Below are 26,526 nucleotides of genomic sequence, written 5' to 3' on the forward strand. Positions count from 1 at the left end.
GCCCCACGACCACGAGCCCACCAGACCCCCACGGAGGACCGGCCCGCCATGGCATCAGCACCGGACGAGAAGCTGCTCGGATACCTCAAGCGCCTCACCCTCGACCTGCACGAGGCCCGCGGGCGCCTGCGCGAACTGGAGGAGGGGGAGCGGGAGCCGATCGCGATCGTCGGCATGGCGTGCCGTTTCCCGGGCGGCATCGACTCGCCCGAGGCGCTGTGGCGGCTGCTGGCCTCGGGCGGGGAGACCGTCGGCGCGTTCCCCCGCGACCGGGGCTGGGAGGAGGGGCTGTACGACCCCGACGGCGGCGGGCGGAGCGTGACCGGCTTCGGCGGCTTCCTCCACGACGTGGCCGGGTTCGACGCCGGCTTCTTCGGCATCAGCCCCCGCGAGGCGCTGGCCATGGACCCGCAGCAGCGGCTGCTGCTGGAGACCGCCTGGCGGGCGTTCGAGGACGCCGGGATCGACCCGGAGTCGGTGCGCGACACCGAGACCGGCGTGTTCACCGGCCTGTCGAACCTCGACTACGGGCTCGGGCGCGGCGAGGTGCCCGAGGAGGCCGAGGGCTTCCTGACCACCGGGACGGTGGGCGGCGCCGCGTCCGGCCGGATCTCCTACACGTTCGGCCTGCGCGGCCCGGCGATCACGGTGGAGACGGCCTGCTCGTCCTCGCTGGTCGCGCTGCACCTGGCCGTCCGCTCGCTGCGCAGCGGCGAGTGCACGATGGCGCTGGCGGGCGGCGCGACGGTGATGTCCACCCCGCAGCTGTTCACCGAGTTCTCCCGGATGCAGGGCGTCTCGCCGGACGGCCGGTGTCGCCCGTTCTCGGCCGGTGCCGCCGGCAGCGGGCTCGCCGAGGGCGTGGGCGTGCTGCTGGTGGAGCGGCTGTCGGACGCGCGGCGGCTCGGCCACCCGGTGCTGGCGGTGGTGCGCGGCAGCGCGGTGAACCAGGACGGCGCCAGCAACGGCTTCACCGCGCCGAGCGGGGCCGCGCAGCAGCGGGTCATCCGCCAGGCGCTGGCGGACGCGCGGCTTACGCCCGCCGACGTCCAGGTGGTGGAGGCGAGCAGCACCGGCACCGAGCTGGGCGACCCGATCGAGGCGCGCGCCCTGCTGGCCGCCTACGGGCAGGACCGGGAGCGGCCGCTGCGGCTCGGCTCGCTCAAGCCCAACATCGGGCACACCCAGGCGGCGGCGGGCGTGGCCGGGGTGATGAAGACGGTGCTGTCGATGCGGTACGGCACGCTCCCCGCGACCCTGTACGCCGACGATCCCACCCCGCACGTCGACTGGTCGGCGGGCGCCGTCGAGCTCGTCACCGAGCCGACGGCGTGGCCGCAGGGCCCCGGGCCCCGGCGTGCGGGGGTGTCCTCGCAGGGCATCAGCGGCACCAACGCCCATGTGATCATCGAGGAGGCCCCGGCCGCCCCGGCGGCGGAGCCCGCCGCGGCGACGGCCCCCGCCGCCGCGGCCGAGCGGGACGGCGGGCCCCGGCTGCTCACCCTGTCGGCCAGGACGCCGGCCGCGCTCGCCGAACTCACCGACCGCTACGCCGAGTTGCTGGCCGAGGAGGACGGCGATGCGGCCGGGCTCGGCGCGCTCTGCCGCGCCACGGCCCTCGGCCGGGCGCACTTCCCGCACCGGTTGACGGCCGTCGCCTCCTCCCGGGGCGGGCTGCGCGAGCTGCTCCTGCGCACCCGCCGTGGCGAGGAGCCGCCGCCCGGCGTCCGGGTGGGCACCAGGACCCCGGAGGGCAGCCGGGGGCCGGTGTTCCTCCTCACCGGCTCCTCCGGTCCGCTGGACGGGCCGCAGGCCGAGGCGGTCGCCGCGCTGGCCGAGGCCGAACCGGTCTTCCGCCGCGCCCTGGAGCAGTGCGCCGGAGCGCCCGCCGCCGGGCACACGCCGCCCGCCGCCGGCCACACGCCGCCCGCCGCCGGCCACACGCCGTTCGCCGTCGGGTACGCGCTCGCCGAGCTGTGGCGCTCGTGGGGCGTGCGGCCCGCCGCCGTCCTCGTCCTCGGCGCCGACCCGGCCGTGGCCGCGTGCATCGCGGGCACCGCGAGCCCGCAGGACGCGGAGCGGGCGGCGTGCCGTGCCGTGCCGGACACCGCCGGGGAGCGCTTCGCCGCCGACCTCGCCGCGCTGCTGCGGGACGGCCACCGCACCTTCGTGGAGCTCGGCCCCGCCTCCGCGCTGCTCGACGGGGCCCGGGCGGCGGAGCACACCGCCGTCCTGCCGTCGCTGCGCCCGGGGGAGGACGCCCGGCACACCCTCCTCGACGGCCTCGGCGCGCTCTACACCCGGGGCGCGCGGATCGACTGGGCGCGGGTGCACGGCGAGCCGGCCGGGCCGCCGGTGCGACTGCCCGGCTACCCGTTCCAGCGCGAGCGCTACTGGCTCTGGACCGGCGCCCCCGGACGCAGCCAGGACCAGCCCCAGGAGGGGGAGTTGGTCGCCCAGGTCCGGCTGGTCGGCCCCGACGGCGCACCGGTGGCGCTCGCCGACGGCGTCCGTCTGGAGGCGGTGCGCGGCCCGGTCGAGCCCGCGCCGGCCCCCGCGGACGCCGCCCCCGCGCAGGCCGCTCCCGGCGACGGGGACCTGGTGGAGCTGGTGGCCGGCATCGTCGGCCGGGCGCGCGGCGCGGCCGTCACCGGCGACGACCGGGACCTGCCGCTGCGGCGCCTGGCCGTCGACTCGCTGATCGCGACGGACATCCGGCAGACCCTCGTCCGGCGGCTCGGGGTGGACGTCCCGCTGCGCGAGCTGCTGGACGGCCGCAGCGTCACCGCGCTCGCCGAGGCCGTCCGGGCCGCGCGCGGCGGCGGTGCCGCCCAAGCCGCCGGAACAGCCCCGGCTCCGGCCCCGGCCCCGGCGGACGGCCCCGGCACGGCCCTGGTCGCCGACCCGGCGGCCCGCCACGAGCCGTTCCCGCTCACCGACCTCCAGCAGGCCTACCTGGTCGGCCGCACGGACGCCTTCGAACTCGGCAACGTCTCCACCTCCTTCCTGGTCGAGGTCGACCTGACGGACACCGACCTCGACCGGCTGACCGCCTCCTTCCGGCAGCTCGTCGACCGCCACGACATGCTCCGCGCGGTCGTCTCCCGGGAGGGCCACCAGCGGGTGCTCGCCGAGGTCCCCGAGTACCGGATCGCCACCGTCGACCTGCGGGACCTCGCCCCGGCCGAACGGGAACGCCGCCTGGCCGCGATCCACCGGGAGATGCGGGACCAGGTCTTCGACACCGAGTCCTGGCCGCTGTTCGACGTCCGGGCGACGCTCCTCGACGCCCGCACCACCCGGCTGCACCTCAACTTCGACGCACTGATCGTCGACGGCCGCAGCTCCGGGCTGCTGTTCCGCGAGTGGGCGCAGGCCTACCGCCACGGGGCCTTCGCGACCCCGGCCCCGGCCGTCACCTACCGCGACTACGTACTCGCCGCCGCCCGGGCGGACGCCGGGCTGCGCGAGGCCTCGCTCGCCTACTGGCGGGCCCGCGTCGACTCGCTGCCGCCCGCCCCGGCCCTGCCGCTGCGCCCGGGCCCGGCCCCCCGGCGGCCGGTGTTCGTCCACCGCACGGCCACGGTCGGGGCCGGGGAGTGGGGGCGCTTCAAGGAGCACGCGGCGGCGGCGGGCCTGTCGCCCTCGGCCGCGCTGTGCGCCGCGTACGCGCAGGTGCTGGGCGCCTGGAGCGCCTCGCCGCGCTTCACGCTCAACCTGCTGGCGTTCCACCGCCGGCCGCTGCACGAGGACGCCGGCCGGGTGGTCGGCAACCTCAGCGCCACCACCCTGCTGGAGGTCGACGCGGCCCCCGGCGAGGCCTTCGCGGCGGGCGCGGTGCGGCTCCAGGACCAGCTGCTGGCCGACCTCGAACACGGCCACGTCAGCGGTGTCGAGGTGCTGCGCGAGCTCAACCGCACCCGGGGCGGGACGGGCCTGGCGGGCATGCCGGTGGTCTTCACCAGCACGATCGGCTTCTCCGGTGCGGCCGGCGCGGCCAGCGCGGCCGGCGCGGACGACGGGGACGCCCACGAGGACGGCGGGCAGGGCCGCGGGGCGCTCACCGCGCTGACCACCCTGGGCACCGCCGGCGAGCTGGCCTCCAGCTCGGTGCGCACCCCGCAGGTGTGGCTCGACCACCAGGCCCTGGAGGAGGCCGGGGAGCTGGTCCTGAACTGGGACGTGGTGGAGGAGGTGTTCCCCGAGGGCGTCGTCGACGGCATGTGGGAGGCCTACCTCGACCTGGTGCGCAGCCTGTGCGACGAGGGGGCGTGGCGCCGTCCGGCGGCCGTGCCCGTCCCGGCGGCCGACCTGGCGGTCCGCCGCGAGGTCAACGCCACCGACGCGCCCGTCCCCGCCGAACTGTTGCACGACGGCTTCCTGCGGCAGGCCGCGGCCCGGCCGGACGCGCCCGCCGTCATCACCGCCGCCCGCACCCTCAGCTACCGCGAGGTGGACCGCCGCTCCGACCGGATCGCCCGCAGGCTGACCGGCTACGGCGCCGGCCCGGGCGCGCTGGTCGGCATCGTGGCGGACAAGGGCTGGGAGCAGGTCGTCGGGGCGCTGGGCGTCCTCAAGGCCGGGGCCGCCTACGTGCCGGTCGACGCCGCCGTGCCCGGCCCCCGGCTGCGGACGATCCTGGAGACCGCCGGGATCGGCGTGGTGCTGACCCGCTCGGAGCTCGCCCCCGGCCTCGACCTGCCGGACGGCGTCCGCGCGCTGCACGTCGACACCGAGCCGGAGGACACCGGCGCGGACGGCCCGCTGCCGCCCTCCCCGGCCCGGCCCGGGGACCTCGCGTACGTGATCTTCACCTCGGGCTCCACCGGGGTGCCGAAGGGCGTGATGATCGAGCACGCCGGCGCGGTCAACACGATCCGGGACGTCAACGAGCGGTTCGGGGTGACGGCGCGGGACCGGGTGCTGGCGCTGTCCGCGCTCAACTTCGACCTCTCGGTCTACGACGTGTTCGGCCTGCTCGCCGCCGGCGGCGCCGTCGTCCTGCCCGACGCCCGAGCGCAGCGCGAGCCGTCCGCCTGGCTGGACCTGGTGACCCGGCACCGGGTGACGGTCTGGAACAGCGTGCCCGCGCTGATGGAGATGTTCGTCGAGCACGTGCGCCCGCTCGGCGGCGCGACCCCGCTGCGGGTGGTGCTGCTGAGCGGGGACTGGGTCCCCGTCACCCTCCCCGGCGCCGTCAGCGCGATCGCGCCGGACGCGCGGGTCACGAGCCTCGGCGGCGCCACCGAGGCGTCCGTCTGGTCGATCCTGCACCCGGTCACGCCGGCGGACCGGGACCGGGCGAGCATCCCGTACGGCCGGCCGATGGCGAACCAGCGCTTCCACGTCCTGGACGGGGCGCTGCGGCCGCGCCCGGCCTGGGTCCCCGGCGACCTGTACATCGCGGGCGCCGGCCTGGCCCGCGGCTACCTCGGCGACGAGCGGAAGACCCGCGCGGCCTTCCTGCGCCACCCGGTGACGGGGGAGCGGCTCTACCGCACCGGGGACCTCGGCCGCTACCTGCCGGACGGCGACATCGAGTTCCTGGGGCGCGCGGACTTCCAGGTGAAGATCCAGGGCCACCGGATCGAGCTCGGCGAGGTCGAGGCGGCGCTGCTGCGCCGGCCGGAGGTCCGGGCGGCGGCCGTGGTGGCCGAGGGCGAGCGCGGCGGCCCGCGCCGGCTCGTCGGGTACGCGGTGGCGGACTCCTCCGAGGAGGAGCTGCGCGCGGCGCTCGGCCGGGAGCTGCCCGACTACCTGGTGCCCGCCCGGATCGTCCTGCTGGCGGAGCTGCCGCTGACCGACAACGGCAAGGTGGACCGCCGCCGGCTGCCCGCGCCCGGGCGCCCGGCCCCGCGCACCGGCGGGGCGGTCGCCCCGCGCGACGCGGCGGAGCGGCTGCTCGCCGGGATCTGGGCCGAGTTCTTCGGGGCCCCGGGCGGGGCCGGCGGCGCCGCGGCCTCCTCCGCCGATGTGGCAGGCTCCTTCGACGTCACCGCGAACTTCTTCGACCTCGGCGGCGACTCGATGCTCGCGGTGCGGATGATGGCCCGGATCCGGCAGTGCACCGGCCGCTCGCTGCCGGTGGCCGCCCTGCTGGCCCGGCCGACCGTCGAGGCGCTCGCCGGGGCGCTGCGGGACGACCCGGCCGGCCAGGAGGGCCGGGAGGCCCTGGTCACCGTCCGGGGCACCGGCACCAGGCCGCCGTTGTTCCTGGTCCACCCGGTCGGCGGCGACGTGCTCTGCTACGCGGGGCTCGCCGCCCTGCTGGACGAGGACCAGCCGGTGCACGCGCTCCAGTACCCCGAGCAGCACGCCGACGCGCCGTCCGCGCCGCGGACCGTGGCCGAGCTGGCCGCGCACTACGCCGACGCGGTCACCGCGCGGTTCCCGCACGGCCCGTACCGGCTGGGCGGCTGGTCGATGGGCGGGGTGATCGCCCTGGAGACCGCCCGGCTGCTCACCGGGCGGGGCGCGGTGGTCGAGCTGGTCGCGGCCGTGGACCTGCTCGAACCGCCGGCGCGCACCGAGCCGGCCGCCGAGCCGGTGCTGCTGGCCCGGTTCGCCCGGGACCTGGCCGGGCTGGCCGGCCGCGACTGGAACCCCGGGCCGGAGGAGTTCGAGCCGCTCGGGGCAACCTCGCCGACCGCGGCGCTGCTGGCCTCGGCCCGCCGGGCCGGCGTCCTGCCGGAGGAGATCGACGGCGCGACCCTGGAGCGGCTCGCGGGCCGGTTCCTGCGCCTGAGCCGGGCGCTGGCCGAGCACGACCCCGTCCCGTACCGGGGCCGGGTCCGGCTGCTGCGCGCGATGGACGGCGCCTGCGCGGCGACCACCCGGCAGTGGCTCGACCTGCTCGGCGAGCGGGCGGAGAGCGTCGACGTGCCCGGCGACCACTACAGCGTGATGCGCGCGCCGTACCTCCAGACCCTGGCGGCCGAGCTCGACAAGGCGCTGAACGACCTGTGACCCGAGACCCGAACCCCCGCAACCGCCCCGCCCACCGACCCCGCCGCACCAGGAGGACCGGATGACCACCCTCGAACTGCCGCCCCGGACCGGACCGGCCGGGACCGGACCGGCCCGCACCGCCGCGGCGGTCCTGGACCGGGTACGGGACTTCGCCGCCGGCCTGCCGGCCACCGCGGCGCAGACCGAGCGGCTGGGCCGGATCCCCGCCGAGGTCCTGGCCGGCCTGAAGGACACCGGGCTGCTGCGGGCCGCCCTGCCGCCGCGGCTGGGCGGGGTCGAGCTGACCGTGCCGGAGACCACCCGGGCGATCGACCTGCTGGCCGAGGGCGACGCCTCCGTCGCCTGGTGCGCGTCCGTCGCGCTGAACGCCTCGCTGGCCGTGGTCTCGCTGCCCGAGGACGTCTTCGCCGAGCTGTTCCCGGACCCCGACCTCGTCACCGCGACGGTGCTGCCGCCGGCCGGGCAGGCGGTCCGGTACGGGGCCGGCTACCTGCTGACCGGCCGCTGGACCCACACCAGCGGGATCGCCCACGCCGACCGGGTGCTGGCCGGCTTCCGGACCCCGGAGGGCACCCCGCGGGTCGCCGTCCTGGACGCGGCGGACGTCCGGGTGCTCGACACCTGGCACACCACCGGGCTGCGCGGCACCGGCTCGCACGACATCGAGGTGGCGGACCTGTACGTCCCGCAGCGGCACACCTTCGGCGTGGCGCCGGCCGCCGGCCGCCCGCACCCGCTGCACCTGCGCGCCGACAACCTCGCGCTCAAGATGGCGGGCGTGCCGCTGGGGATCGGCCGGGCCGCGCTGGCCTGCGCCCGGGAGCTGCTCCGCGCCCGGCGGGCCTCGCCGCCCTACCCCGGGGCCCCGGCCGACCTCGCGCACGCCGAGTCGCTGATCGGCGCGGCGGACGCGTACGTGTACACCACGCTGGAGCGGGCCTGGGCGGCCCAGGCGGCGGGCCTGGCGCCCGAGCGCGGCACCGCGGCGCTGGCCCGCCGGTACGCCCACCGGGCCTGCCGGGAGGCGGTCCAGCTGCTGTACGACGCCGTGGGGTCGGCCGCGGTGTACACCGAGCGCACCCCGCTCGACCGCTGCCTGCGGGACATCGTCACGGCGGGCCGCCACGTGGCCTCGGCGGAGCAGGTCCTCCACGGCGTCGGCGACCTGCGGCTCGGGGGCGCGTCCGACTCCCCGCACTTCTGACCCGGGCCCCCGCGCCTCTGACCGGGCCCCGCGCCTCTGACCGGGCCCCCGGCCCCCGCGCCTCCGGTCCGGCCCGCCGCAAGCGGGCGGCCCGGGGCGGTGTCCGGACACCGCCCCGGGCCCTGGCCGGTCAGGCCTCCTCGCGCCAGCCCTCGTAGCCGGCCGCGAGGGTGTCGAGGAGGTGCAGCAGGGCCGGGGTCCAGCCGCCCTCCGGGGCCTCGGCCACGACCAGCCACTGGGCGTCCTCGGCGTCGTCCTCGCCCGCGAGGGCGTCGCGGACGACCTCGGGCTCGCCGAGGTCGGGCCGGGTGGCGCCGAGTTCCTCGGCGGCCTCCTGCGCGGCGTCGCGGTCGGGCAGGACGAGCAGCTGCCGGGCGTACGGGTCGTCGACGGCCGGGAGGTCGGTGGTGGGGTTCTCGCTCACCGGGCCATTGTCCAGGTCGGGCCGGGCGCCGCGGCGGGCGGGACTGTCCGCGGCGCGTGGGATGCTGGTACGCGATGGCCAGGAAGAGTGCACCCGACGACCTGCTCGCCCCGCTGACTCTCGCGGTCGGCCAGGAGGAGCTGCTGCTGGACCGCGCGGTCGCCCAGGTGGTGGCGGCGGCGAAGGCGGCGGACCCGGACACCGACGTGCGGGACCTCCCGCCCGGCGGCCTCCAGCCGGGCAGCCTCGCCGAGCTGACCACGCCGTCGCTGTTCGCCGAGCGCAAGGTGATCGTGGTCCGGGCCGCGCAGGACCTCTCCGCCGAGTCGGTGAAGGAGGTCAAGGCGTACATCGAGGCCCCGGCCGAGGAAGTGGTCATGGTGCTGGTGCACGCCGGCGGCGCCAAGGGCAAGGGCCTGCTGGACGCCGCGCGCAAGGCCGGCGGGCGCGAGGTGGCCTGCGCCAAGCTGGCCAAGGCCAACGAGCGGCTGGCCTTCGTCAAGGGCGAGTTCCGTGCCCTGGGCCGCTCCGCGACCCCGGAGGCCTGCCAGGCGCTGCTGGACGCGCTCGGCAGCGACCTGCGTGAACTGGCGGCCGCGTGCAGCCAGTTGACCTCGGACGTCGAGGGCACGATCGACGAGACGGTGGTCGCCCGCTACTACAGCGGACGGGCCGAGGCGACCGGCTTCGAGGTGGCCGACCTGGCCGTCACCGGCCGGGCCGCGGAGGCGCTGGAGCGGCTGCGCTGGGCGCTGGCCGTCGGCCAGCCGCCGACCGGCATCACCTACGCGCTGGCCTCCGGCGTGCGCGGGATCGGCCGGCTGGCGAGCGCCGGGCGGAACATGCGCCCGGCCGACCTCGCCCGCGAGCTGGGCATGCCGCCGTGGAAGGTCGACCGGGTCCGCCAGCAGATGCGCGGCTGGACGGGCGACGGCGTGGCCACCGCGCTGACCGCGATCGCCCAGGCCGACGCCGCCGTCAAGGGCGGCTCCGACGACCCGGCCTTCGCCCTGGAGCGCGCGGTGGTGGCCGTGGCCCGGGCCGCCCGGGCCGGCTCCCGGCCCCCGTACTGAGATCCCCCGTACCGGGCGGCGCTACTTCCTCATCGCCCGGACGGCGTCCTGCCCGTCGGACTGCAGGGCGCTGCGCAGCTCCTCCCGGGACGGCGGCTTGGCCTTGCCCTCGGTGTAGTTGGCCGTGTAGGTGACGTAGTACGTCATCCCGCCGTCGCGGATGTCCAGCTCGGCGTAGACGCTGTGGTACTGGTCCGAGGGGTCGTCCTTGTACAGGAAGTACGCCTCCTCGCCGAGCCCCGGGACGTCGGTGACCTGGTAGCCGCGCGCCCGGTAGAGCTCCTTGTTGGCCTCCAGCTCGGGCGCCGGGTTGACGGCCTTGTGCAGGTCGGCGCGCATGTAGAGGCTGGCGTACTCGCTGTCGCTGGTGCCGCCGGTGCGCTTGAGCGACATCGAGCAGTTCATGCTGTCCAGCGCCGGGTGCCGGTCGGTGTGGTGGGTCGGCTTGGAGGTGTCCGAGACGGAGTACGTCTGGAGGATCCTGGTGGGCTTGCCGGTGGTGCAGAAGTCGTCGGAGAGGTGGTAGCCGCGCAGGTCGCGCGGCGAGGAGTCGCTGCCGACCAGCCCGGGGACGGCCAGCACGGCGGCGGCCCAGCCGACCGAGACGGTCACCGCGCCGACGAACGCCCAGACGGCGTTGCGCCGCAGGTTCCCGCCGCGCGGGGCGGCCGGTGCCGCCGGGGCGGGGCCGTGGCCGGGTGCGGGCGGCAGCCCGGGCGGCGGCCCGTAGCCCCCGGGCCCCGGCTGCTGCTGCGGGAAGCCGTACCCCGGTCCGTGCGGTGCCGGCGGCTGCGGTGGCGTGGTCATGGAATCCCCCCTGGACCTGGCTCCGGAGTGCTCCCCGCACCCCGGTCGGACCCGACCGACCCTAGCGGCCGGACCGCGGAACGCGACAGGCGCCGCAGCGGTCCCGGGGAAGGGACCGACTGCGACGCCTGCCGCACTGCTTCGTTGCACCGCACCCGCGTGGCGAACGCAGGCCGCGTGCGGTGCGAGTCATGCGCGCCTCGGGGGTCCGGGTAGAGGGCCGGGTCGTCCCGAAGCGGTGGGGGCCGGGCCCCCGGGGCGTCAGGCCTGGGCGGCCGCGTTGACGCGCTTGGTGATGGCCGACTTCTTGTTGGCGGCCTGGTTGGCGTGGATGACGCCCTTGCTCACGGCCTTGTCCAGCGCCTTGGAGGCGGCGCGGGCCAGCTCGGTGGCCTTCTCGGTCTCGCCGGCGGCAGCGGCCTCGCGGGCCTTGCGCAGAGCGGTCTTCAGCGAGGACTTGACGGCCTTGTTGCGCAGGCGCGCCTTCTCGTTGGTCTTGTTGCGCTTGATCTGGGACTTGATGTTCGCCACGAAGGAGCCTCAGTCTGTCTGAAAGGTCTGAACGGGTTCGCACCCGCGGCCGTCCGTCCTGCTGAGAGGGCATGCCGGAAGCCGGGTGCAGCAGCCCACGCTACCAGGGGCCCGCAGCCCGCCCCAAACCGGGCCGCCGGGCGACCGGGAGCGCCGGCCGCGGCGGGCCGGGCGGTGCCCGGACGGCGGGCCGCCCCGCGCTCGTGGGAAGATGGCAGGGACTATTTCGATCGGACGAGACCGTCCGGTCCCCGGGAAACCGGTCAGCGATGACCCGGACACCCCCGGCCCCGGACCAACGGAGAATCGGACCAAGGTGCCCGCGACCCCCAGCAATGTGCCAGAGCCCAGCCGTACCGACCCGGCGCTGATCCGCAACTTCTGCATCATCGCCCACATCGACCACGGCAAGTCGACGCTCGCAGACCGGATGCTGCAGATCACCGGCGTGGTCGACCCCCGGCAGATGCGCGCCCAGTACCTCGACCGCATGGACATCGAGCGTGAGCGCGGCATCACCATCAAGTCGCAGGCGGTCCGCCTCCCGTGGGCCCCCAGGACCGGTCCGAACGCCGGGACGACGCACATCCTCAACATGATCGACACCCCCGGCCACGTGGACTTCACGTACGAGGTGTCCCGCTCCCTCGCCGCGTGCGAGGGCACCATCCTGGTGGTCGACGCGGCCCAGGGCATCGAGGCGCAGACCCTCGCCAACCTCTACCTGGCGCTGGAGAACGACCTCACGATCATCCCGGTCCTCAACAAGATCGACCTCCCGGCCGCCCAGCCGGAGAAGTACGCGGCCGAGATCGCCCACATCATCGGCTGCGACCCCTCCGACGTGCTCCAGGTCAGCGCCAAGACCGGCCTGGGCGTCGAGGACCTCCTCGACCACATCGTCAACACCATCCCGGCCCCGGTCGGCGTCAAGGACGCCCCGGCCCGCGCGATGATCTTCGACTCGGTGTACGACGCCTACCGCGGCGTGGTCACCTACGTCCGTGTCGTGGACGGCCGGCTCACCAAGCGCGAGCGCATCGCGATGATGTCCACCGGCGCCACCCACGAGCTGCTGGAGATCGGCGTCATCTCGCCGGAGCCGAAGGTCGCCGACGGCCTGGGCGTCGGCGAGGTGGGCTACATCATCACCGGTGTGAAGGACGTCCGGCAGTCCAAGGTCGGTGACACGATCACCTCGATGCACAAGGGCGCCACCGAGCCGCTCGGCGGCTACAAGGACCCGCGCCCGATGGTGTTCTCCGGCCTCTACCCGCTGGACGGCTCGGACTACCCGCTGCTGCGCGACGCCCTGGACAAGCTGCGGCTCAACGACGCCGCGCTGGTGTACGAGCCGGAGACCTCGGTCGCGCTCGGCTTCGGCTACCGCTGCGGCTTCCTCGGCCTGCTGCACCTGGAGATCATCCGGGAGCGCCTGGAGCGCGAGTTCAACCTCGACCTGATCTCCACCGCCCCCAACGTGATCTACCGGGTGATCATGGAGGACGGCTCCGAGCACACCGTCACCAACCCGAGCGAGTTCCCGGTCGGCAAGATCGCCGAGGTGTACGAGCCGGTCGTGCGCGGCACCATCCTCGCGCCGAACGAGTTCGTCGGCGCGATCATGGAGCTCTGCCAGTCCCGCCGCGGCAACCTCCAGGGCATGGACTACCTGTCCGAGGACCGGGTCGAGCTGCGCTACACCCTGCCGCTCGCGGAGATCGTCTTCGACTTCTTCGACCAGCTGAAGTCCAAGACCCGCGGCTACGCCTCGCTGGACTACGAGCCCGTCGGCGAGCAGACCGCCAACTTGGTGAAGGTCGACATCCTGCTGCACGGCGACGCGGTGGACGCCTTCTCCGCGATCGTGCACAAGGACAAGGCCTACAACTACGGCGTGATGATGGCGGGCAAGCTCCAGAAGCTCATCCCCCGCCAGCAGTTCGAGGTGCCGATCCAGGCGGCCATCGGCTCCCGGGTGATCGCCCGTGAGACGGTCCGCGCGATCCGCAAGGACGTCCTCGCCAAGTGCTACGGCGGTGACATCTCCCGCAAGCGGAAGCTGCTGGAGAAGCAGAAGGAGGGCAAGAAGCGGATGAAGATGGTCGGCCGGGTGGAGGTCCCGCAGGAGGCCTTCATCGCCGCGCTGTCCACCGACGCCGAGCCGCCGAAGGAGAAGAAGTAACGGCGGCGGGCGGCGGTCCGCCGGGAAGGGCCCGGGCGCTGCGCCCGGGCCCTTCCCGCGTCCGGAGGGGGCCGTTGCGGGCCCCGCTCCGCGGGGGTCAGTCCACCTCGACCGCGGCCTCGGCGAACTGCGCCTGGTAGAGCCGGGCGTAGGCGCCGTCGGCGGCGATCAGCTGGTCGTGCGAGCCCTGCTCGACGATCGAGCCGTTCTCCATCACCAGGATCACGTCGGCGTCCCGGATGGTGGAGAGCCGGTGGGCGATCACGAAGCTGGTGCGGCCGGTGCGCAGCCGGGCCATGGCCCGCTGGATCAGCACCTCGGTGCGGGTGTCGACGGAGCTGGTCGCCTCGTCCAGGACCAGGATGGACGGCTGGGCGAGGAACGCCCGGGCGATGGTGATCAGCTGCTTCTCGCCGGCGCTGACGCCGGTGCCCTCGTCGTCGATGACGGTGTCGTAGCCGTCCGGCAGGGTGCGCACGAAGCGGTCGACGTGGGCGGCCCGGGCGGCCTCCACGACCTGTTCGCGGGTGGCCGACTCGGCGCCGTAGGCGATGTTGTCGGCGATGCTGCCGCCGAACAGCCAGGTGTCCTGGAGCACCATGCCGATGCCGGAGCGCAGGTCCTCTCGGGACATCGCGGCGATGTCCACCCCGTCGAGGGTGATCCGCCCGCCGCTGACCTCGTAGAACCGCATCAGCAGGTTGACCAGGGTGGTCTTGCCGGCGCCGGTGGGGCCGACGATGGCGACGGTCTGGCCGGGCTCGACCTTGAGCGAGAGGTCCTCGATGAGCGGCTTGTCGGGGTCGTAGCGGAAGGACACGTCCTGGAAGGCGACCCGCCCGCGCAGCACGTCGGGCCGTTCGGGCCGGGCGGGTTCGGCGCTCTGCTCGGGGGCGTCGAGCAGCTCGAAGACGCGCTCGGCGGAGGCGACGCCGGACTGCACCAGGTTGGCCATGCTGGCGACCTGGGTGAGCGGCTGGCTGAACTGGCGCGAGTACTGGATGAACGCCTGGACGTCGCCGATGGACAGCGCGCCGCCGGCGACCCGCAGGCCGCCGACGACGGCGACCAGCACGTACTGGAGGTTGCCGATCAGCATCATCGCCGGCTGGATGATGCCGGAGATGAACTGGGCCTTGTAGCTCGCCTGGTAGAGCGCCTCGTTGTGCTCGCGGAAGGTCTCCGCGGACTCCCGCCGGCGCCCGAACACCGTGACCAGGGTGTGGCCGGTGTACATCTCCTCGATGTGGGCGTTGAGCTGGCCGGTGGACTTCCACTGCTGGACGAACTGCGGCTGGGCCCGCTTGCCGACCTTGGTGGCGACGACCACCGAGACGGGCACCGAGACCAGCGCGATCACCGCGAGCAGCGGGGAGATCCAGAACATCATCGCGAGCACGCCGACCACGGTGAGCAGCGAGTTGACGACCTGTCCGAGGGTCTGCTGCATGGACTGGCCGATGTTGTCGATGTCGTTGGTGACGCGGCTCAGCACCTCGCCGCGCGGCTGCTTGTCGAAGTAGCTGAGCGGCAGCCGGGCGAGCTTGGCCTCGACGTCCTGGCGCAGCCGGTAGCCGGCGGCCTGGATGGCCCGGGTGGCCAGCCGGCCCTGGAGGACGCCGAAGACGGCGGAGGCGACGTAGACGCCGAGCACCCAGAGCAGGACGGTGCCGATGGCGCCGAAGTCCATGCCCTGGCCGGGGGTGAAGTGGACGGAGGAGAGCAGGTCGGCGACGCCGCCCTCGCCGTGGGCGCGCAGCCCGTCGACGACCTGTTCCTTGGAGGTGCCGGCCTGGAAGCGGGCGCCGACCACGCCGGCGAAGATCAGGTCGGTGGCGTTGCCGAGGATCTTGGGGCCGATGACGGCGCAGCCGATGCCGAGCACGCCGAGGAGCAGGACGCCGACCAGGGTGTTGCGTTCGGGGCGCAGCAGGCCGAGGACGCGCTTGCCGGAGCCCTTGAAGTCCATGGACTTCTCGGCGCCCTGGCCGCCCATGAAGCGGCCGGGGCCGGCCGGGCCGCGGCGGGCGGCGGCGGCCTGGGAGTCGCTGGACAGCCCGGCGTCCTTCCGCGGGCCGCCCCCGGGGGCGGTGCCCTGCGGGGCCGCCTTGGACAGGTCGGGCTTCTTGCCGGGGGTGGTCATGCCGCCTCCTGCTCGGTGAGCTGGGAGAGCACGATCTCCCGGTAGGTCGGGTTGTCGGCCATCAGCTCGTGGTGGGTGCCGGTGCCGACGACGGCGCCCTCGTCGAGGACGATGATCCGGTCGGCGTCGCGGATGGTGGACACGCGCTGGGCGACGATCAGGACGGTGGCGTCGGAGGTCTCGCGGGCGAGGGCCTTGCGGAGCTTGGCGTCGGTGGCGTAGTCGAGTGCGGAGAAGGAGTCGTCGAAGAGGTAGACGGAGGGCCGGCGCACCAGTGTCCGGGCGATGGCCAGGCGTTGGCGCTGGCCGCCGGAGACGTTGCCGCCGCCCTGGGCGATCGGGGCGTCCAGGCCTTCGGGCAGCTTCTCGACGAACTCCTTGGCCTGGGCGGTCTCCAGGGCGTGCCAGAGCTCCTCGTCGGTGGCGTCGGGCCGGCCGTAGCGCAGGTTGCTGGCGACGGTGCCGGAGAAGAGGTAGGGCTTCTGCGGCACGATGCCGACGCGCTCGGCGAGCGTGTCCTGGTCGAGGTCGCGGACGTCCACGCCGTCGAGCAGGACCCGGCCGGAGGTGGCGTCGAAGAGCCGGGGGACGAGGCCGAGCAGGGTGGACTTGCCGCTGCCGGTGGAGCCGATGATGGCGGTGGTCTGGCCGGGGCGGGCGGTGAGGTCGATGCCGCGCAGCACCGGGGCCTCGGCGCCGGGGTAGCGGAAGTCGACGCCGCTGAGCTCCAGTTCGCCGCGGCGCGGCAGCTCGGTGACGGGCGCGGCGGGCGGCACGACGCTGCTGCTGGTGCCGAGGACCTCGTCGATGCGCTCGGCGCAGACCTCGGCGCGCGGCACCATCATGAACATGAAGGTGGCCATCATGACGCTCATCAGGATCTGCATCAGGTAGGAGAGGAAGGCGGTGAGCGCGCCGATCTGCATGGCGCCGCTGTCGATCCGGTGGGCGCCGAACCAGAGCACGGCGACGCTGGAGACGTTCACCACCAGCATCACGGCGGGGAACATGATCGACATCAGCCGGCCGACCTGGCGGGCGACCTGGGTGAGGTCCTCGTTGGCGTCGGCGAAGCGGGCCTGCTCCCGGCCGTCCTTGACGAACGCGCGGATGACCCGGATGCCGGTGATCTGCTCGCGCAGGACCCGGTTCACGGTGTCGATCCGCTCCTGCATGCTGCGGAAGCGGGGGCGCAGTGCGCGGACCAGCAGGACCACGACGACGCCGAGCGCGGGGATGACGGCGAGCAGCAGGCCGGACAGCGGGACGTCCTGGTTGAGCGCCATGATGATGCCGCCGACGCACATGATCGGCGCGGCGACCATGAGCGTGAAGCTCATCAGGGCGAGCATCTGGACCTGCTGGACGTCGTTGGTGGTGCGGGTGATCAGGGAGGGCGCGCCGAACTGGCCGACCTCGCGGGCGGAGAAGCTCTGCACCCGGTCGAAGACGGCGGCGCGCACGTCCCGGCCGAAGGCCATGGCGGTGCGGGCGCCGATGAAGACGGCGCCGATGGCGCAGAGGGCCTGGACGAGGGTCACGCCGATCATCACCCCGCCGACGCGCAGGATGTAGCCGGTGTCGCCCTTGACCACGCCGTCGTCGATGATGTCGGCGTTCAGCGTGGGCAGGTAGAGCGCCGCGAGGGTGGACACCAGCTGGAGCAGCACCAGCAGGGTGATCGGTCGGGAGTACGGGCGCAGGTACGCCCTCAGGAGTCTGATCAGCACTGGCACACTCTTGTCGTCGCCGGTCGGGTTCGCATCCCAATTCTGGGTGTTCTGTAGCGTCGTACAGGCCATTCGGCGTGTGGGAGGCCGAGGTTTGCCGGGCCTTTGCCGAAACGGCCGGACGACGGCGCCGGGCGGGGCGCCGGACGACGGCGCCGTGCGGCACCGCCGGGGCGCGGGCGTGCCGCCGGGTGCGGCCCCCTTACGGAATGACCGGTTTCCCCCTAGGCTGCTGGTTGCCCCTTTGTTACTGACCGGTACCGCTCAGGTGAACCGGGGGCCCGGCGACCGCCCCCACGGCCGCCGCGACAATCCCTCAGACGGCCACCCGCCACCGGAGGTCCTCGTTGAGTTCCGCGCAGTCCCTGATCGGCTCCGGCAGGCCCGACCTCGTCGCCGGGCGCCCCGCCTCCGTCGCCCACCTGTTCCTGGAGCGGGTCGCCCTGACCCCGAACGCCGAGGCCTACCGCTACCCCTCGCCCGTGGACGAGCAGGCCGCCGACGGCGCGCCCGGTGCCGAGCAGTGGCGCTCGCTCACCTGGGCGCAGACCGCGGCGCGGGTCCGGGCGGTGGCCGCGGGCCTGATGGCGCTCGGCATCCGGCCCGAGGACCGGGTGGCCCTGGCCTCCTCGACCCGGCTCGAATGGATCCTCGCCGACCTCGGCGCCATGTGCGCGGGCGCCGCGACCACCACCGTCTACCCGAGCACCAACGCGGACGAGACCGCGTTCATCCTCTCCGACTCCGGCTCGCGGGCGCTGTTCGCCGAGGACGCGGCCCAGCTGGCCAAGGCCGTCGAGCAGATCGACCAGCTGCCCGAGCTGCGCACCGTGATCCTGTTCGACGCGCCCGCCGAGGCCCCGGACGGCGCCGGCCTGGAGCTGCTCACCCTCGCCGAGCTGGAGGAGCGCGGAGCCCGGTACCTGGCGGAGCACCCGGAGGCGGTGGAGAAGGCCGTCGACGGGCTGGACAGGGAGCAGCTCGCGACCCTCATCTACACCTCCGGCACCACCGGCCGCCCCAAGGGCGTGCGCCTGGTGCACGACTGCTGGGCGTACGAGGGCCGGGCGCAGGAGGCCAGCGGGCTGCTGGGCCCGGACGACGTGCAGTTCATGTGGCTGCCGCTGTCCCACGTGTTCGGCAAGACGCTGATCTCGGGGCAGATCGCCACCGGGCACGTGATGGCGGTGGACGGCCGGGTGGACCGGATCATCCACAACCTGCCGGCGATCCGGCCGACCATCATGGCCTCGGCGCCGCGCATCTTCGAGAAGGTCTACAACGGCATCGCGGGCCGGGCCCGGGCCGAGGGCGGCGCCAAGTACAAGATCTTCATGTGGGCGGCCGGGGTCGCCCGCGAGCACGCCCGGGTGGTCCAGGAGAGCAGGGTCGCCACCGGCACCGGCTCCGCCCCGCTGGGCCTGCGGGTGCAGCACGCGCTGGCCGACCGGCTGGTGTACGCGAAGATCCGGGCGGCCTTCGGCGGCCGGCTGCGCGGCGCGGTCTCCGGCAGCGCCGCGCTCGCCCCGGAGATCGGCTACTTCTTCCTCGGCGCCGGGGTGCCGATCCTGGAGGGCTACGGCCTGAGCGAGACCAGCGCCGGCTCCTGCGTCAACCGCGCGGAGGACGTGCGGATCGGCACCGTGGGCCGCCCGCTGCCCGGCACCGAGGTGCGGATCGCCGAGGACGGCGAGATCCTGCTGCGCGGCCCGGGCGTCATGCGCGGCTACCACAACCTGCCGGAGAAGACCGCCGAGGTGCTGGAGCCGGACGGCTGGTTCCACACCGAGGACATCGGCGAGCTCACCCCGGACGGCTTCCTGCGGATCACCGACCGCAAGAAGGACCTGTTCAAGACCTCCGGCGGCAAGTACGTGGCGCCCAGCGAGGTCGAGGGCAAGTTCAAGGCGGTCTGCCCCTTCGTCAGCAACATCCTGGTGATCGGCAACGGCCGCAACTACTGCACCGCGCTGATCGGCCTGGACGAGGCGGTCCTGCTGCCCTGGGCGGCCGAGCACGGCCTGGCCGGCCGGAGCTACGCCGAGCTGGCCGCCGAGCCGGCCGTCCACGAGCTGGTCGAGGGCTTCGTCAAGCGGGTCAACGCCGACCTCCAGCGCTGGCAGACGATCAAGAAGTTCCACCTGCTGCCGCGCGACCTCGACATCGAGCACGGCGAGCTCACCCCGAGCCTGAAGATCAAGCGCCCGGTGGTCGAGCGGACCTACGCGGACGCGGTGAGCGCCATGTACGCGGGCGCCAACGAGGCCTGAGCCGCCCCGCCCGTACGGCTCACCCGAAAGGGTGGGCCGTACGGGACAATGGGCGCATGCCCTCCGCACTCCCCGACGGCGAACCCGTGCCGTCCGACGGTTCCCTGCCCGCGCACGCCCTCGACGGGCTGGGCTCGCGGCCGTTCGGCTTCTACCTGCACGTGCCCTACTGCGCCAGCCGCTGCGGCTACTGCGACTTCAACACCTACACCGCCACCGAGCTGCGCTCCTCCGGGGCGGTCGCCTCGCAGGAGACGTACGCGGACAACGTGGTCGCCGAGATCCGCCACGCCCGCGCGGTGCTGGGGGACGCGGACCTCCCGGTGCGGACCGTCTTCCTCGGCGGCGGCACCCCGACCCTGCTGCCCGCCCGCGACCTGGTGAGGATGCTCGCCGCGATCCGCGAGGAGTTCGGGCTCGCCGAGGACGCCGAGGTCACCACCGAGGCCAACCCGGAGTCGGTGGACCCGGCGTACCTGGCCGAACTGCGCGAGGGCGGCTACAACCGGCTCTCCTTCGGCATGCAGAGCGCCCGGCCGCACGTCCTGCGGCTGCTCGACCGCCACCACACCCCGGGCCGCCCCGAGGCCTGCGTGGCCGAGGCCCGCGCGGCCGGCTTCGAGCACGTCAACCTGGACCTCATCTACGGCACCCCGGGGGAGTCCGACGACGACTGGCGGGCCTCCCTGGACGCCGCCGTCGGCGCCGGGCCCGACCACGTCTCGGCGTACTCGCTGATCGTCGAGGAGGGCACCCGGCTCGCCGCCCGGGTCAGGCGCGGCGAACTGCCGATGATCGACGACGACGTCCACGCCGACCGCTACCTGATCGCCGAGGAGGCGCTCACCGCCGCCGGTTACTCCTGGTACGAGGTCTCCAACTGGGCCACCGCCGCCGAGGGCCGCTGCCGCCACAACGAGCTCTACTGGACCGGCGCCGACTGGTGGGGGGCCGGCCCCGGCGCCCACAGCCACGTCGGCGGCGTCCGCTGGTGGAACGCCAAGCACCCCGCCGCCTACGCCCGGGCCCTGGCGGAGGGCCGCACCCCGGCCCAGGCCCGCGAGGTGCTGGCGGAGGAGGACCGCCGGGTCGAGCGCATCCTGCTGGAGCTGCGCCTGGTCGAGGGCGTCGCCCTGGACCTGCTCACCGCCGCCGGCCGCGAGGCCGCCGCCCGGGCCCTCGCCGACGGCCTCCTCGCCGCCGGGCCGTACGAGCGGGGCCGCGCCGCCCTGACGCTCCGCGGGAGGCTGCTGGCGGACGCGGTGGTACGCGACCTGGTGGACTGACAGCCGTCGACGTGGTGCCGGCCGGCGGAGGGAGCGCCCAAGGACCGCCGCCGTCGACCTACGCCTGATCCGGCAGCGTCACGAAGTCGATCAGCTCCTCGACCCGGCCCAGCAGTGCGGGCTCCAGGTCCTTGTAGCTGTCCACCTTCGCCAGGATGCGCTTCCAGGCCGCCGGGGTGTCCACCGGCCAGCCGAGGCGGCGGCAGGTGCCCTCCTTCCAGTCCTCGCCCATCGGGACGTCGGGCCAGCCGGGGATGCCCACGCTCGACGGCTTCACGGCCTGCCAGACGTCGATGTACGGGTGGCCGACGACCAGCACCGCGTCCCCGGTGACCCGGGCGGCGATGCGGTGCTCCTTCGTCCCCGGGAGCAGGTGGTCGACCAGGACGCCGAGGCGCCGCCCCGGGCCGGGCGCGAAGTCGGCGACGATCGCGGGCAGGTCGTCGATGCCGCGCAGGTACTCGACCACCACGCCCTCGATCCGCAGGTCGTCGCCCCAGACCCGCTCCACCAGCTCCGCGTCGTGCCGCCCCTCGACGTAGATCCGGGACTCGCGGGCGACCCGGGCCCGGGCGTTCGGGACGGCGAGCGAGCCGGAGGCGGTGCGGGCCGGGGTGCGCGGCGCCGCCGGGCCGGCCGGCCGGACCAGGGTGACGACCCGGCCCTCCAGCAGGAAGCCGCGCGGCACCAGCGGGAACACCCGGTGCTTGCCGAAGCGGTCCTCCAGGGTGACGGTGAACCCCTCGGCGGTCTTCTCGCAGCGCACCACCGCCCCGCAGAAGCCCGTCCCCGCCTCCTCGACCACCAGGTCCCGCTCGGCGGGCACCTCCGGGGCGGGGGCCTGCTTCTTCCACGGCGGGGTCAGGTCGGGTCCGTACGGGCGGCTGCGCATACGGGTGATCATAGGGACGGCGGGCGGCGCGTCAGAGGCCCGGCGCGCCCCAGACCGGGAACCAGCGGCCCAGGTCCTTCTCCAGCCGCAGGTCGTTCCCCAGCATCGCGTTGACCTGGAGCTCCAGCGGGCTGTTGCGCCGCTCCCCGCCGCCCGGCACCGGCGCGAAGGGGTAGAACGTGCCCCGCTTGTAGAGGTAGACCAGGGCCAGCGACTGCCCCTGCGGATCGCGGAAGCCGACCAGTGAGCAGAGCAGCTGCGGGCCGAAGCCGTTCGCCTCCAGCTCGCTGTTGACCGCGTGCAGGTCGTTCACCAGCTCCGGCAGCTCCCCGGGGGCGTGCCGGGCGAGCAGCCAGGAGTAGCCGTAGCCGTCCTTGGAGGCCTCGACCGGGACGCCGCCGCGCCCGGTGTCCGCGTCCAGCAGCGCCCGGACCTGCTGCTCGACCTGCACGAAGGCCGCCCCCTCGACGGCGGCGAAGCAGACCGAGCCGAGCCCGGTGGGCAGGAACCCGGCCCCGGCCTCCAGGGTGAGCGCGGCGGACGGCACACCGAACAGCTGGTCGAGGTCGGGCTTGACGGGCTTGGTGCGGCCGAACAGGGTGTCCAGGAATCCCACGGCGGTCCTTTCGGGGCTCAGGGGCGCAGGGGCACAGGGTCAGCGGCCGAGCTGCTCGGAGATCCGCGCGAGCTGCTCCAGCCGCTTCTCCAGGCTCGGGTGGGTGGAGAACAGCTGGGTGGCGCTCTCCCGGGCGCTCAGCGCCGGGGCGAAGTAGAAGGCGTTGTACGGCTGCGCCTGGCGCAGGTCCCTGGTGGGGATGGCCGCGATCTGCCCGGTCACCTTGGTGAGGGCGGAGGCCAGGGCGCTGGGCCGGCCGGTGAGCTGGGCGGCGGCCCGGTCGGCGGCGAGCTCGCGGTAGCGGGACAGCAGCCGGGTGAGCAGGAAGCTGACCGCGTAGACGACGATCGACACCAGCGGGATCACCAGCGCCAGGAGGGCCGCGTTCTGGTCGTTGTTGTTGCGCCCGCCGCCCATGAAGCCGCCGTACACGGCGATCCGGGTCATCGCCCCGGCGAGGACGCCGAGGAAGCCGGCGATCGTCATCACCGCGACGTCCCGGTGGGCGACGTGCGACAGCTCGTGCGCGAGGACGCCCTCCAGCTCCTCGGGCTCCAGCCGGCGCAGCAGCCCGGTGGTCACGCAGACCACCGCGTTCTGCGGGTTGCGGCCGGTGGCGAAGGCGTTCGGCATGTCGTTGTCGGCGACCGCGACCCGGGGCTTGGGCATGTCGGCCAGGGCGCAGAGCCGGTCGACGGTGCCGTGCAGCTGGGGGAACTGCTCCGGGGACACCTGGTGGGCGCCCATCGCCCGCTCGGTGATCTTGTCGCTGAACCAGAACTGGGCCACGAACAGCCCGCCGGAGATCAGGACGATCAGCGGCCAGGCGCCGCGCAGCAGCGCGATCAGCAGTCCGGTGAAACCGACGTACAGCAGCCCGATCACGAACATCGTCGCGACCATGCGGCCGGTCAGGCCGCGGTCGGGTGCGAAGCGGGTGTGCTGGCCCGAGCTCGACATCGCTTGCTCCTCCGTTCGCCGTCGCTTTCGATGCTGCCACCCGGACGGCCTCCCGGCACCACCCCGGCGCAACCGGCTTCGAACCGCCGGGGCCCCGCGGGCCGTGTGCGGGACTGCGGGGAGGATCACCCCGGTCCGGCCGTTCCTGCGGTACGGCCCGGGCCGTACACTGGCAGGTACGGTTTTGGCACTCGGGTGTTCAGAGTGCCAGGGCGAGGGCCTCCGGGAGCGGCCTTCGGAAGCAAGGGACACAGTCGGAACAACGTGCGAAGACGGAGGTACGCGCCCATGGCCGGTGAGGTCCGCCAGCTGGACGAACGCAAGCTCGCCGTGCTCCGTGCGATCGTGCAGGACTACGTGGGCACCGAGGAGCCGGTCGGTTCCAAGGCCCTGGTGGAGCGGCACAACCTCGGGGTCTCCCCGGCGACCGTCCGCAACGACATGGCGGCGCTGGAGGAGGAGGGCTACATCCACCAGCCCCACACCAGCGCCGGACGCATCCCGACCGACAAGGGGTACCGCCTCTTCGTCGACAAGCTCGCCGAGATCAAGCCGATGAGCGCCCCCGAGCGCCGGGCCATCCGGCACTTCCTGGACGGCGCGGTCGACCTGGACGACGTGGTGGCCCGCACCGTGCGGCTGCTCGCCCAGCTGACCCGGCAGGTCGCGGTGGTGCAGTACCCCTCGCTGTCGCGCTCCACCGTCCGGCACATCGAGCTGGTGGCGCTGGCCCCGGCCAAGGTGATGCTGGTCCTGATCACCAACACCGGCCGGGTCGAGCAGCGGATGGTCGACTGCCCGGGCCCGGTCGGCGAGACGGTGCTGGCGGACCTGCGGACCGGGATCAACGCGAGGGCCGCCGGTCGGCGCCTCCCGGAGGTCCCGGGGCTCCTGGAGGACCTGCCGGCCCAGTTCGAGCAGGCCGAGCGGCCGACCGTCAGCACGGTCCTGGCAACCCTGTTCGAGACGCTCGCCGAGCAGAACGAGGAGCGGATCATGCTGGCCGGCACGGCCAACCTGACCCGCTTCGGGCACGACTTCCCGCTGTCCATCCAGCCGGTGCTGGAGGCGCTGGAGGAGCAGGTCGTCCTGCTCCGCCTCCTGGGTGAGACCGCGGACGCCGCGATGACGGTCCGGATCGGGCGGGAGAACACGTACGAGGGGCTGACGTCCACCTCGATCGTCTCCGTCGGCTACGGTTCGGGCGACGAGAGCGTGGCGAAACTGGGTGTGATCGGTCCGACCCGGATGGACTATCCGGGCACAATGGGGGCGGTGCGAGCGGTGGCGCGGTACGTGGGCCAGATCCTGGCCGAGTCCTAGCAAAGTCCTCCGCCGGAAGTCCGGCGGGGGCGTCCAGTCGCAGCACTACTACAGGCGGAACAAGCGGAGCATTTGGTGGCCACGGACTACTACGCGGTACTCGGCGTCCGACGGGATGCGGGGCAGGACGAGATCAAGAAGGCGTTCCGGCGCCTGGCACGCGAACTGCACCCGGACGTCAACCCGGACCCGAAGACGCAGGAGCGGTTCAAGGAGATCAACGCCGCTTACGAGGTGCTCTCCGACCCGCAGAAGCGCCAGGTCTACGACCTCGGCGGGGACCCGCTGTCCCCGGGCGGGGGCGGCGGGGCCGGCGGCTTCGGCGCCGGTGCCGCGGGCTTCGGCTTCTCCGACATCATGGACGCCTTCTTCGGCGCCGCGGCCGGCCAGCGCGGCCCGCGCTCGCGCACCCGCCGCGGCCAGGACGCCATGATCCGGCTGGAGATCACCCTGGAGGAGGCCGCCTTCGGCACCACCAAGGAGCTCCAGGTCGACACCGCCGTCACCTGCACCACGTGCAGCGGCGAGGGCGCGGCCCCCGGCACCTCGGCGCAGACCTGCGACATGTGCCGCGGCAAGGGCGAGGTCTCCCAGGTCACCCGGTCCTTCCTGGGCCAGGTCATGACCTCCCGGCCCTGCCCGCAGTGCCAGGGCTTCGGCACCGTCGTGCCGACCCCGTGCCCGGAGTGCGCCGGCGACGGCCGGGTGCGCGCCCGTCGCACCCTGACCGTCAAGATCCCGGCCGGTGTCGACAACGGCACCCGGATCCAGCTGGCCGGCGAGGGCGAGGTCGGCCCCGGCGGCGGCCCGGCCGGCGACCTGTACGTCGAGATCGCCGAGACCACCCACACGATCTTCCAGCGGCGCGGGGACGACCTGCACTGCACCGTCACCATCCCGATGACGGCGGCCGCGCTCGGCACCCAGGTGCCGCTGCAGACCCTGGACGGGCTGGAGGAGGTCGACATCCGGCCCGGCACCCAGTCCGGCCAGTCGATCCCGCTGCACGGCCGGGGCATCACCCACCTGCGCGGCGGCGGCCGGGGCGACCTGATAGTGCACGTCGAGGTGAAGACGCCCAGCAAGCTCGACGCCGAGCAGGAGGAGCTGCTGCGCCGCCTGGCGGTGCTGCGCGGCGAGGAGCGGCCGTCCGGCCAGTTCGCGCCGGGCCAGCAGGGCCTGTTCTCCCGGCTGAAGGACGCCTTCAACGGCCGGTGAGCCGTCACCCGCGGAAGGGGTGCCCGGGGGCGGACCCCGGCGCCCCTTCCGCGTTGTCCCGCCCCACCCCCGGAGGTTCCCCGCATGACCGCGCCCGTCTTCGTCGTCGAGACCGAGCGGATCGCCGCCGCCGCGCCCGGGGCCGTGGTGCGCCTGGACGGCCCGGAGGGACGGCATGCGGCCGCGGTGAAGCGGCTGGAGCCGGGTGAGGCGGTGACCCTGGCCGACGGGTCGGGGCTCGGCGTGGACGGCACCGTCACCGGCGTGCTCGGCAAGGACGCGATCGACGTGGCGGTCGCCGCCGTGCGCCGGGAGCCGCGGCCCGAGCCGCGGATCGTGGTCGTCCAGGCGCTGCCCAAGGGCGACCGCGGCGAGCTGGCCGTGGAGACCATGACCGAGGTCGGCGTGGACGTGGTGATCCCGTGGTCCGCCTCGCGCTGCATCACCCAGTGGAAGGGCGAGCGCGGCGCCAAGTCGCTCGCCAAGTGGCGGGCCACCGCCCGGGAGGCGGGCAAGCAGTCCCGCCGGCTGCGCTTCCCCGAGGTCCGGGACGTGGCGACCACCCGGCAGCTGGCGCCGGTGCTGGCGCAGGCCGCGTTCGCCGCCGTGCTGCACGAGGAGGGCGCCGAGCCGCTCGCGCACGCCGGGCTGCCGCAGGGCGGGGACATCGTCCTGGTGGTCGGCCCGGAGGGCGGGGTCTCCCCGGAGGAGCTGGCCGCGTTCGCCGAGGCGGGCGCCAGGCCGTACCGGCTGGGCCCCTCGGTGCTGCGCACCTCCACCGCCGGGGTGGCGGCCGGCGCGCTGCTGCTGGGGCGCACCGGCCGCTGGGCCTGAGGGGCTCTACCAGCCGCCGGCGGGCGGCGCCGGGAGTCCGGGGAAAGCCGCCCGGAGCGTT

General features: G+C 74.5%; 17 protein-coding genes. 9 read left to right on the top strand and 8 right to left on the bottom strand.

Annotated features, from left to right (window positions below; translation table 11 throughout):
- Positions 1–48 precede the first annotated feature (48 nt).
- Positions 49–6,966 carry an amino acid adenylation domain-containing protein gene (locus ACH5AR_RS11425; protein ID WP_396301137.1) on the top strand — a complete coding sequence of 2,306 codons (6,918 nt, stop codon included), beginning with the start codon at positions 49–51 and terminating at the stop codon, positions 6,964–6,966.
- A gap of 61 nt (positions 6,967–7,027) precedes the next feature.
- Complete coding sequence (locus ACH5AR_RS11430; RefSeq protein ID WP_396301138.1) at positions 7,028–8,173, top strand: acyl-CoA dehydrogenase family protein; 1,146 nt, start codon at positions 7,028–7,030, stop codon at positions 8,171–8,173.
- Positions 8,174–8,303: 130 nt separating this feature from the next.
- On the opposite strand, the gene ACH5AR_RS11435 is transcribed toward ACH5AR_RS11430, so the two are convergent.
- Positions 8,304–8,597: a hypothetical protein gene (locus ACH5AR_RS11435; RefSeq protein ID WP_396301139.1), complete on the bottom strand. Its 294-nt coding sequence runs from the start codon at positions 8,595–8,597 to the stop codon at positions 8,304–8,306.
- Positions 8,598–8,671: 74 nt separating this feature from the next.
- Between ACH5AR_RS11435 and holA the strand changes: the two genes are divergently transcribed.
- Positions 8,672–9,670 carry a DNA polymerase III subunit delta gene (gene holA / locus ACH5AR_RS11440; RefSeq protein ID WP_396301140.1) on the top strand — a complete coding sequence of 333 codons (999 nt, stop codon included), beginning with the start codon at positions 8,672–8,674 and terminating at the stop codon, positions 9,668–9,670.
- A gap of 21 nt (positions 9,671–9,691) precedes the next feature.
- Here the strand turns inward: holA and ACH5AR_RS11445 are convergent, their stop codons facing one another.
- Both ACH5AR_RS11445 and rpsT read right to left on the bottom strand, forming a co-directional pair.
- Positions 9,692–10,477, bottom strand: coding sequence for a hypothetical protein (locus ACH5AR_RS11445; RefSeq protein ID WP_396301141.1), 786 nt, complete (start codon positions 10,475–10,477; stop codon positions 9,692–9,694).
- A gap of 261 nt (positions 10,478–10,738) precedes the next feature.
- Positions 10,739–11,008, bottom strand: a complete 270-nt coding sequence (gene rpsT / locus ACH5AR_RS11450) for a 30S ribosomal protein S20 (RefSeq protein ID WP_350566336.1) — start codon at positions 11,006–11,008, stop codon at positions 10,739–10,741.
- Between the two features lie 316 nt (positions 11,009–11,324).
- Between rpsT and lepA the strand changes: the two genes are divergently transcribed.
- On the top strand, positions 11,325–13,193 hold the full coding sequence (gene lepA, locus ACH5AR_RS11455) for a translation elongation factor 4 (protein WP_396301142.1): 1,869 nt from the start codon (positions 11,325–11,327) through the stop codon (positions 13,191–13,193).
- Positions 13,194–13,290: 97 nt separating this feature from the next.
- Here the strand turns inward: lepA and ACH5AR_RS11460 are convergent, their stop codons facing one another.
- Positions 13,291–15,336, bottom strand: coding sequence for an ABC transporter ATP-binding protein (locus tag ACH5AR_RS11460; protein ID WP_396301143.1), 2,046 nt, complete (start codon positions 15,334–15,336; stop codon positions 13,291–13,293).
- Positions 15,333–17,066, bottom strand: coding sequence for an ABC transporter ATP-binding protein (locus ACH5AR_RS11465; protein ID WP_396301144.1), 1,734 nt, complete (start codon positions 17,064–17,066; stop codon positions 15,333–15,335). Before ACH5AR_RS11465 ends, ACH5AR_RS11460 begins: the two co-directional genes overlap by 4 nt.
- 347 nt (positions 17,067–17,413) lie before the next feature.
- Here ACH5AR_RS11465 and ACH5AR_RS11470 point away from each other — a divergent pair, with 347 nt between their 5' ends.
- Entirely contained in the window at positions 17,414–19,336 is a 1,923-nt protein-coding gene (locus ACH5AR_RS11470; RefSeq protein ID WP_396301145.1) for an AMP-dependent synthetase/ligase, read from the top strand.
- Positions 19,337–19,392: 56 nt separating this feature from the next.
- Positions 19,393–20,622 carry a radical SAM family heme chaperone HemW gene (gene hemW, locus ACH5AR_RS11475; RefSeq protein ID WP_396301146.1) on the top strand — a complete coding sequence of 410 codons (1,230 nt, stop codon included), beginning with the start codon at positions 19,393–19,395 and terminating at the stop codon, positions 20,620–20,622.
- 58 nt (positions 20,623–20,680) lie between these two features.
- Here the strand turns inward: hemW and ACH5AR_RS11480 are convergent, their stop codons facing one another.
- From ACH5AR_RS11480 to htpX, 3 genes are read right to left on the bottom strand one after another with little or no spacing between them, the layout of a single operon-like run.
- Positions 20,681–21,514 (bottom strand): DUF3097 domain-containing protein, encoded by an 834-nt coding sequence (locus ACH5AR_RS11480; protein WP_396301147.1) that lies wholly within the window; start codon positions 21,512–21,514, stop codon positions 20,681–20,683.
- Between the two features lie 31 nt (positions 21,515–21,545).
- Positions 21,546–22,130, bottom strand: a complete 585-nt coding sequence (locus tag ACH5AR_RS11485) for a hypothetical protein (RefSeq protein ID WP_396301148.1) — start codon at positions 22,128–22,130, stop codon at positions 21,546–21,548.
- Positions 22,131–22,169: 39 nt separating this feature from the next.
- Positions 22,170–23,090, bottom strand: coding sequence for a zinc metalloprotease HtpX (gene htpX, locus ACH5AR_RS11490; RefSeq protein WP_396301149.1), 921 nt, complete (start codon positions 23,088–23,090; stop codon positions 22,170–22,172).
- A gap of 288 nt (positions 23,091–23,378) precedes the next feature.
- Here htpX and hrcA point away from each other — a divergent pair, with 288 nt between their 5' ends.
- The 3 genes from hrcA to ACH5AR_RS11505 all read left to right on the top strand — a co-directional run bounded on the left by hrcA (position 23,379) and on the right by ACH5AR_RS11505 (position 26,465).
- Positions 23,379–24,413, top strand: a complete 1,035-nt coding sequence (gene hrcA / locus ACH5AR_RS11495) for a heat-inducible transcriptional repressor HrcA (RefSeq protein WP_396301150.1) — start codon at positions 23,379–23,381, stop codon at positions 24,411–24,413.
- A 75-nt stretch (positions 24,414–24,488) separates the two neighbouring features.
- Complete coding sequence (gene dnaJ, locus ACH5AR_RS11500) at positions 24,489–25,631, top strand: molecular chaperone DnaJ (protein ID WP_396301151.1); 1,143 nt, start codon at positions 24,489–24,491, stop codon at positions 25,629–25,631.
- A gap of 84 nt (positions 25,632–25,715) precedes the next feature.
- The gene (locus ACH5AR_RS11505; protein WP_396301152.1) at positions 25,716–26,465 is read left to right on the top strand and encodes a 16S rRNA (uracil(1498)-N(3))-methyltransferase; all 750 of its coding nucleotides are present in this window, start codon (positions 25,716–25,718) and stop codon (positions 26,463–26,465) included.
- The last annotated feature ends 61 nt before the right edge of the window (positions 26,466–26,526 follow it).

It is taken from the genome of Kitasatospora sp. NPDC018619, assembly GCF_044391605.1.
Classification (GTDB): domain Bacteria; phylum Actinomycetota; class Actinomycetes; order Streptomycetales; family Streptomycetaceae; genus Kitasatospora.

Bases quoted from the DNA above. Each gene is read 5' to 3' on its own strand.
- ACH5AR_RS11425 (WP_396301137.1), top strand. From the start codon at position 49: ATGGCATCAGCACCGGACGAGAAGCTGCTCGGATACCTCAAGCGCCTC.
- ACH5AR_RS11430 (WP_396301138.1), top strand. From the start codon at position 7,028: ATGACCACCCTCGAACTGCCGCCCCGGACCGGACCGGCCGGGACCGGA.
- holA (WP_396301140.1), top strand. From the start codon at position 8,672: ATGGCCAGGAAGAGTGCACCCGACGACCTGCTCGCCCCGCTGACTCTC.
- ACH5AR_RS11445 (WP_396301141.1), bottom strand. From the start codon at position 10,477: ATGACCACGCCACCGCAGCCGCCGGCACCGCACGGACCGGGGTACGGC.
- ACH5AR_RS11460 (WP_396301143.1), bottom strand. From the start codon at position 15,336: ATGACCACCCCCGGCAAGAAGCCCGACCTGTCCAAGGCGGCCCCGCAG.
- hemW (WP_396301146.1), top strand. From the start codon at position 19,393: ATGCCCTCCGCACTCCCCGACGGCGAACCCGTGCCGTCCGACGGTTCC.
- ACH5AR_RS11480 (WP_396301147.1), bottom strand. From the start codon at position 21,514: ATGCGCAGCCGCCCGTACGGACCCGACCTGACCCCGCCGTGGAAGAAG.
- htpX (WP_396301149.1), bottom strand. From the start codon at position 23,090: ATGTCGAGCTCGGGCCAGCACACCCGCTTCGCACCCGACCGCGGCCTG.
- hrcA (WP_396301150.1), top strand. From the start codon at position 23,379: ATGGCCGGTGAGGTCCGCCAGCTGGACGAACGCAAGCTCGCCGTGCTC.
- ACH5AR_RS11505 (WP_396301152.1), top strand. From the start codon at position 25,716: ATGACCGCGCCCGTCTTCGTCGTCGAGACCGAGCGGATCGCCGCCGCC.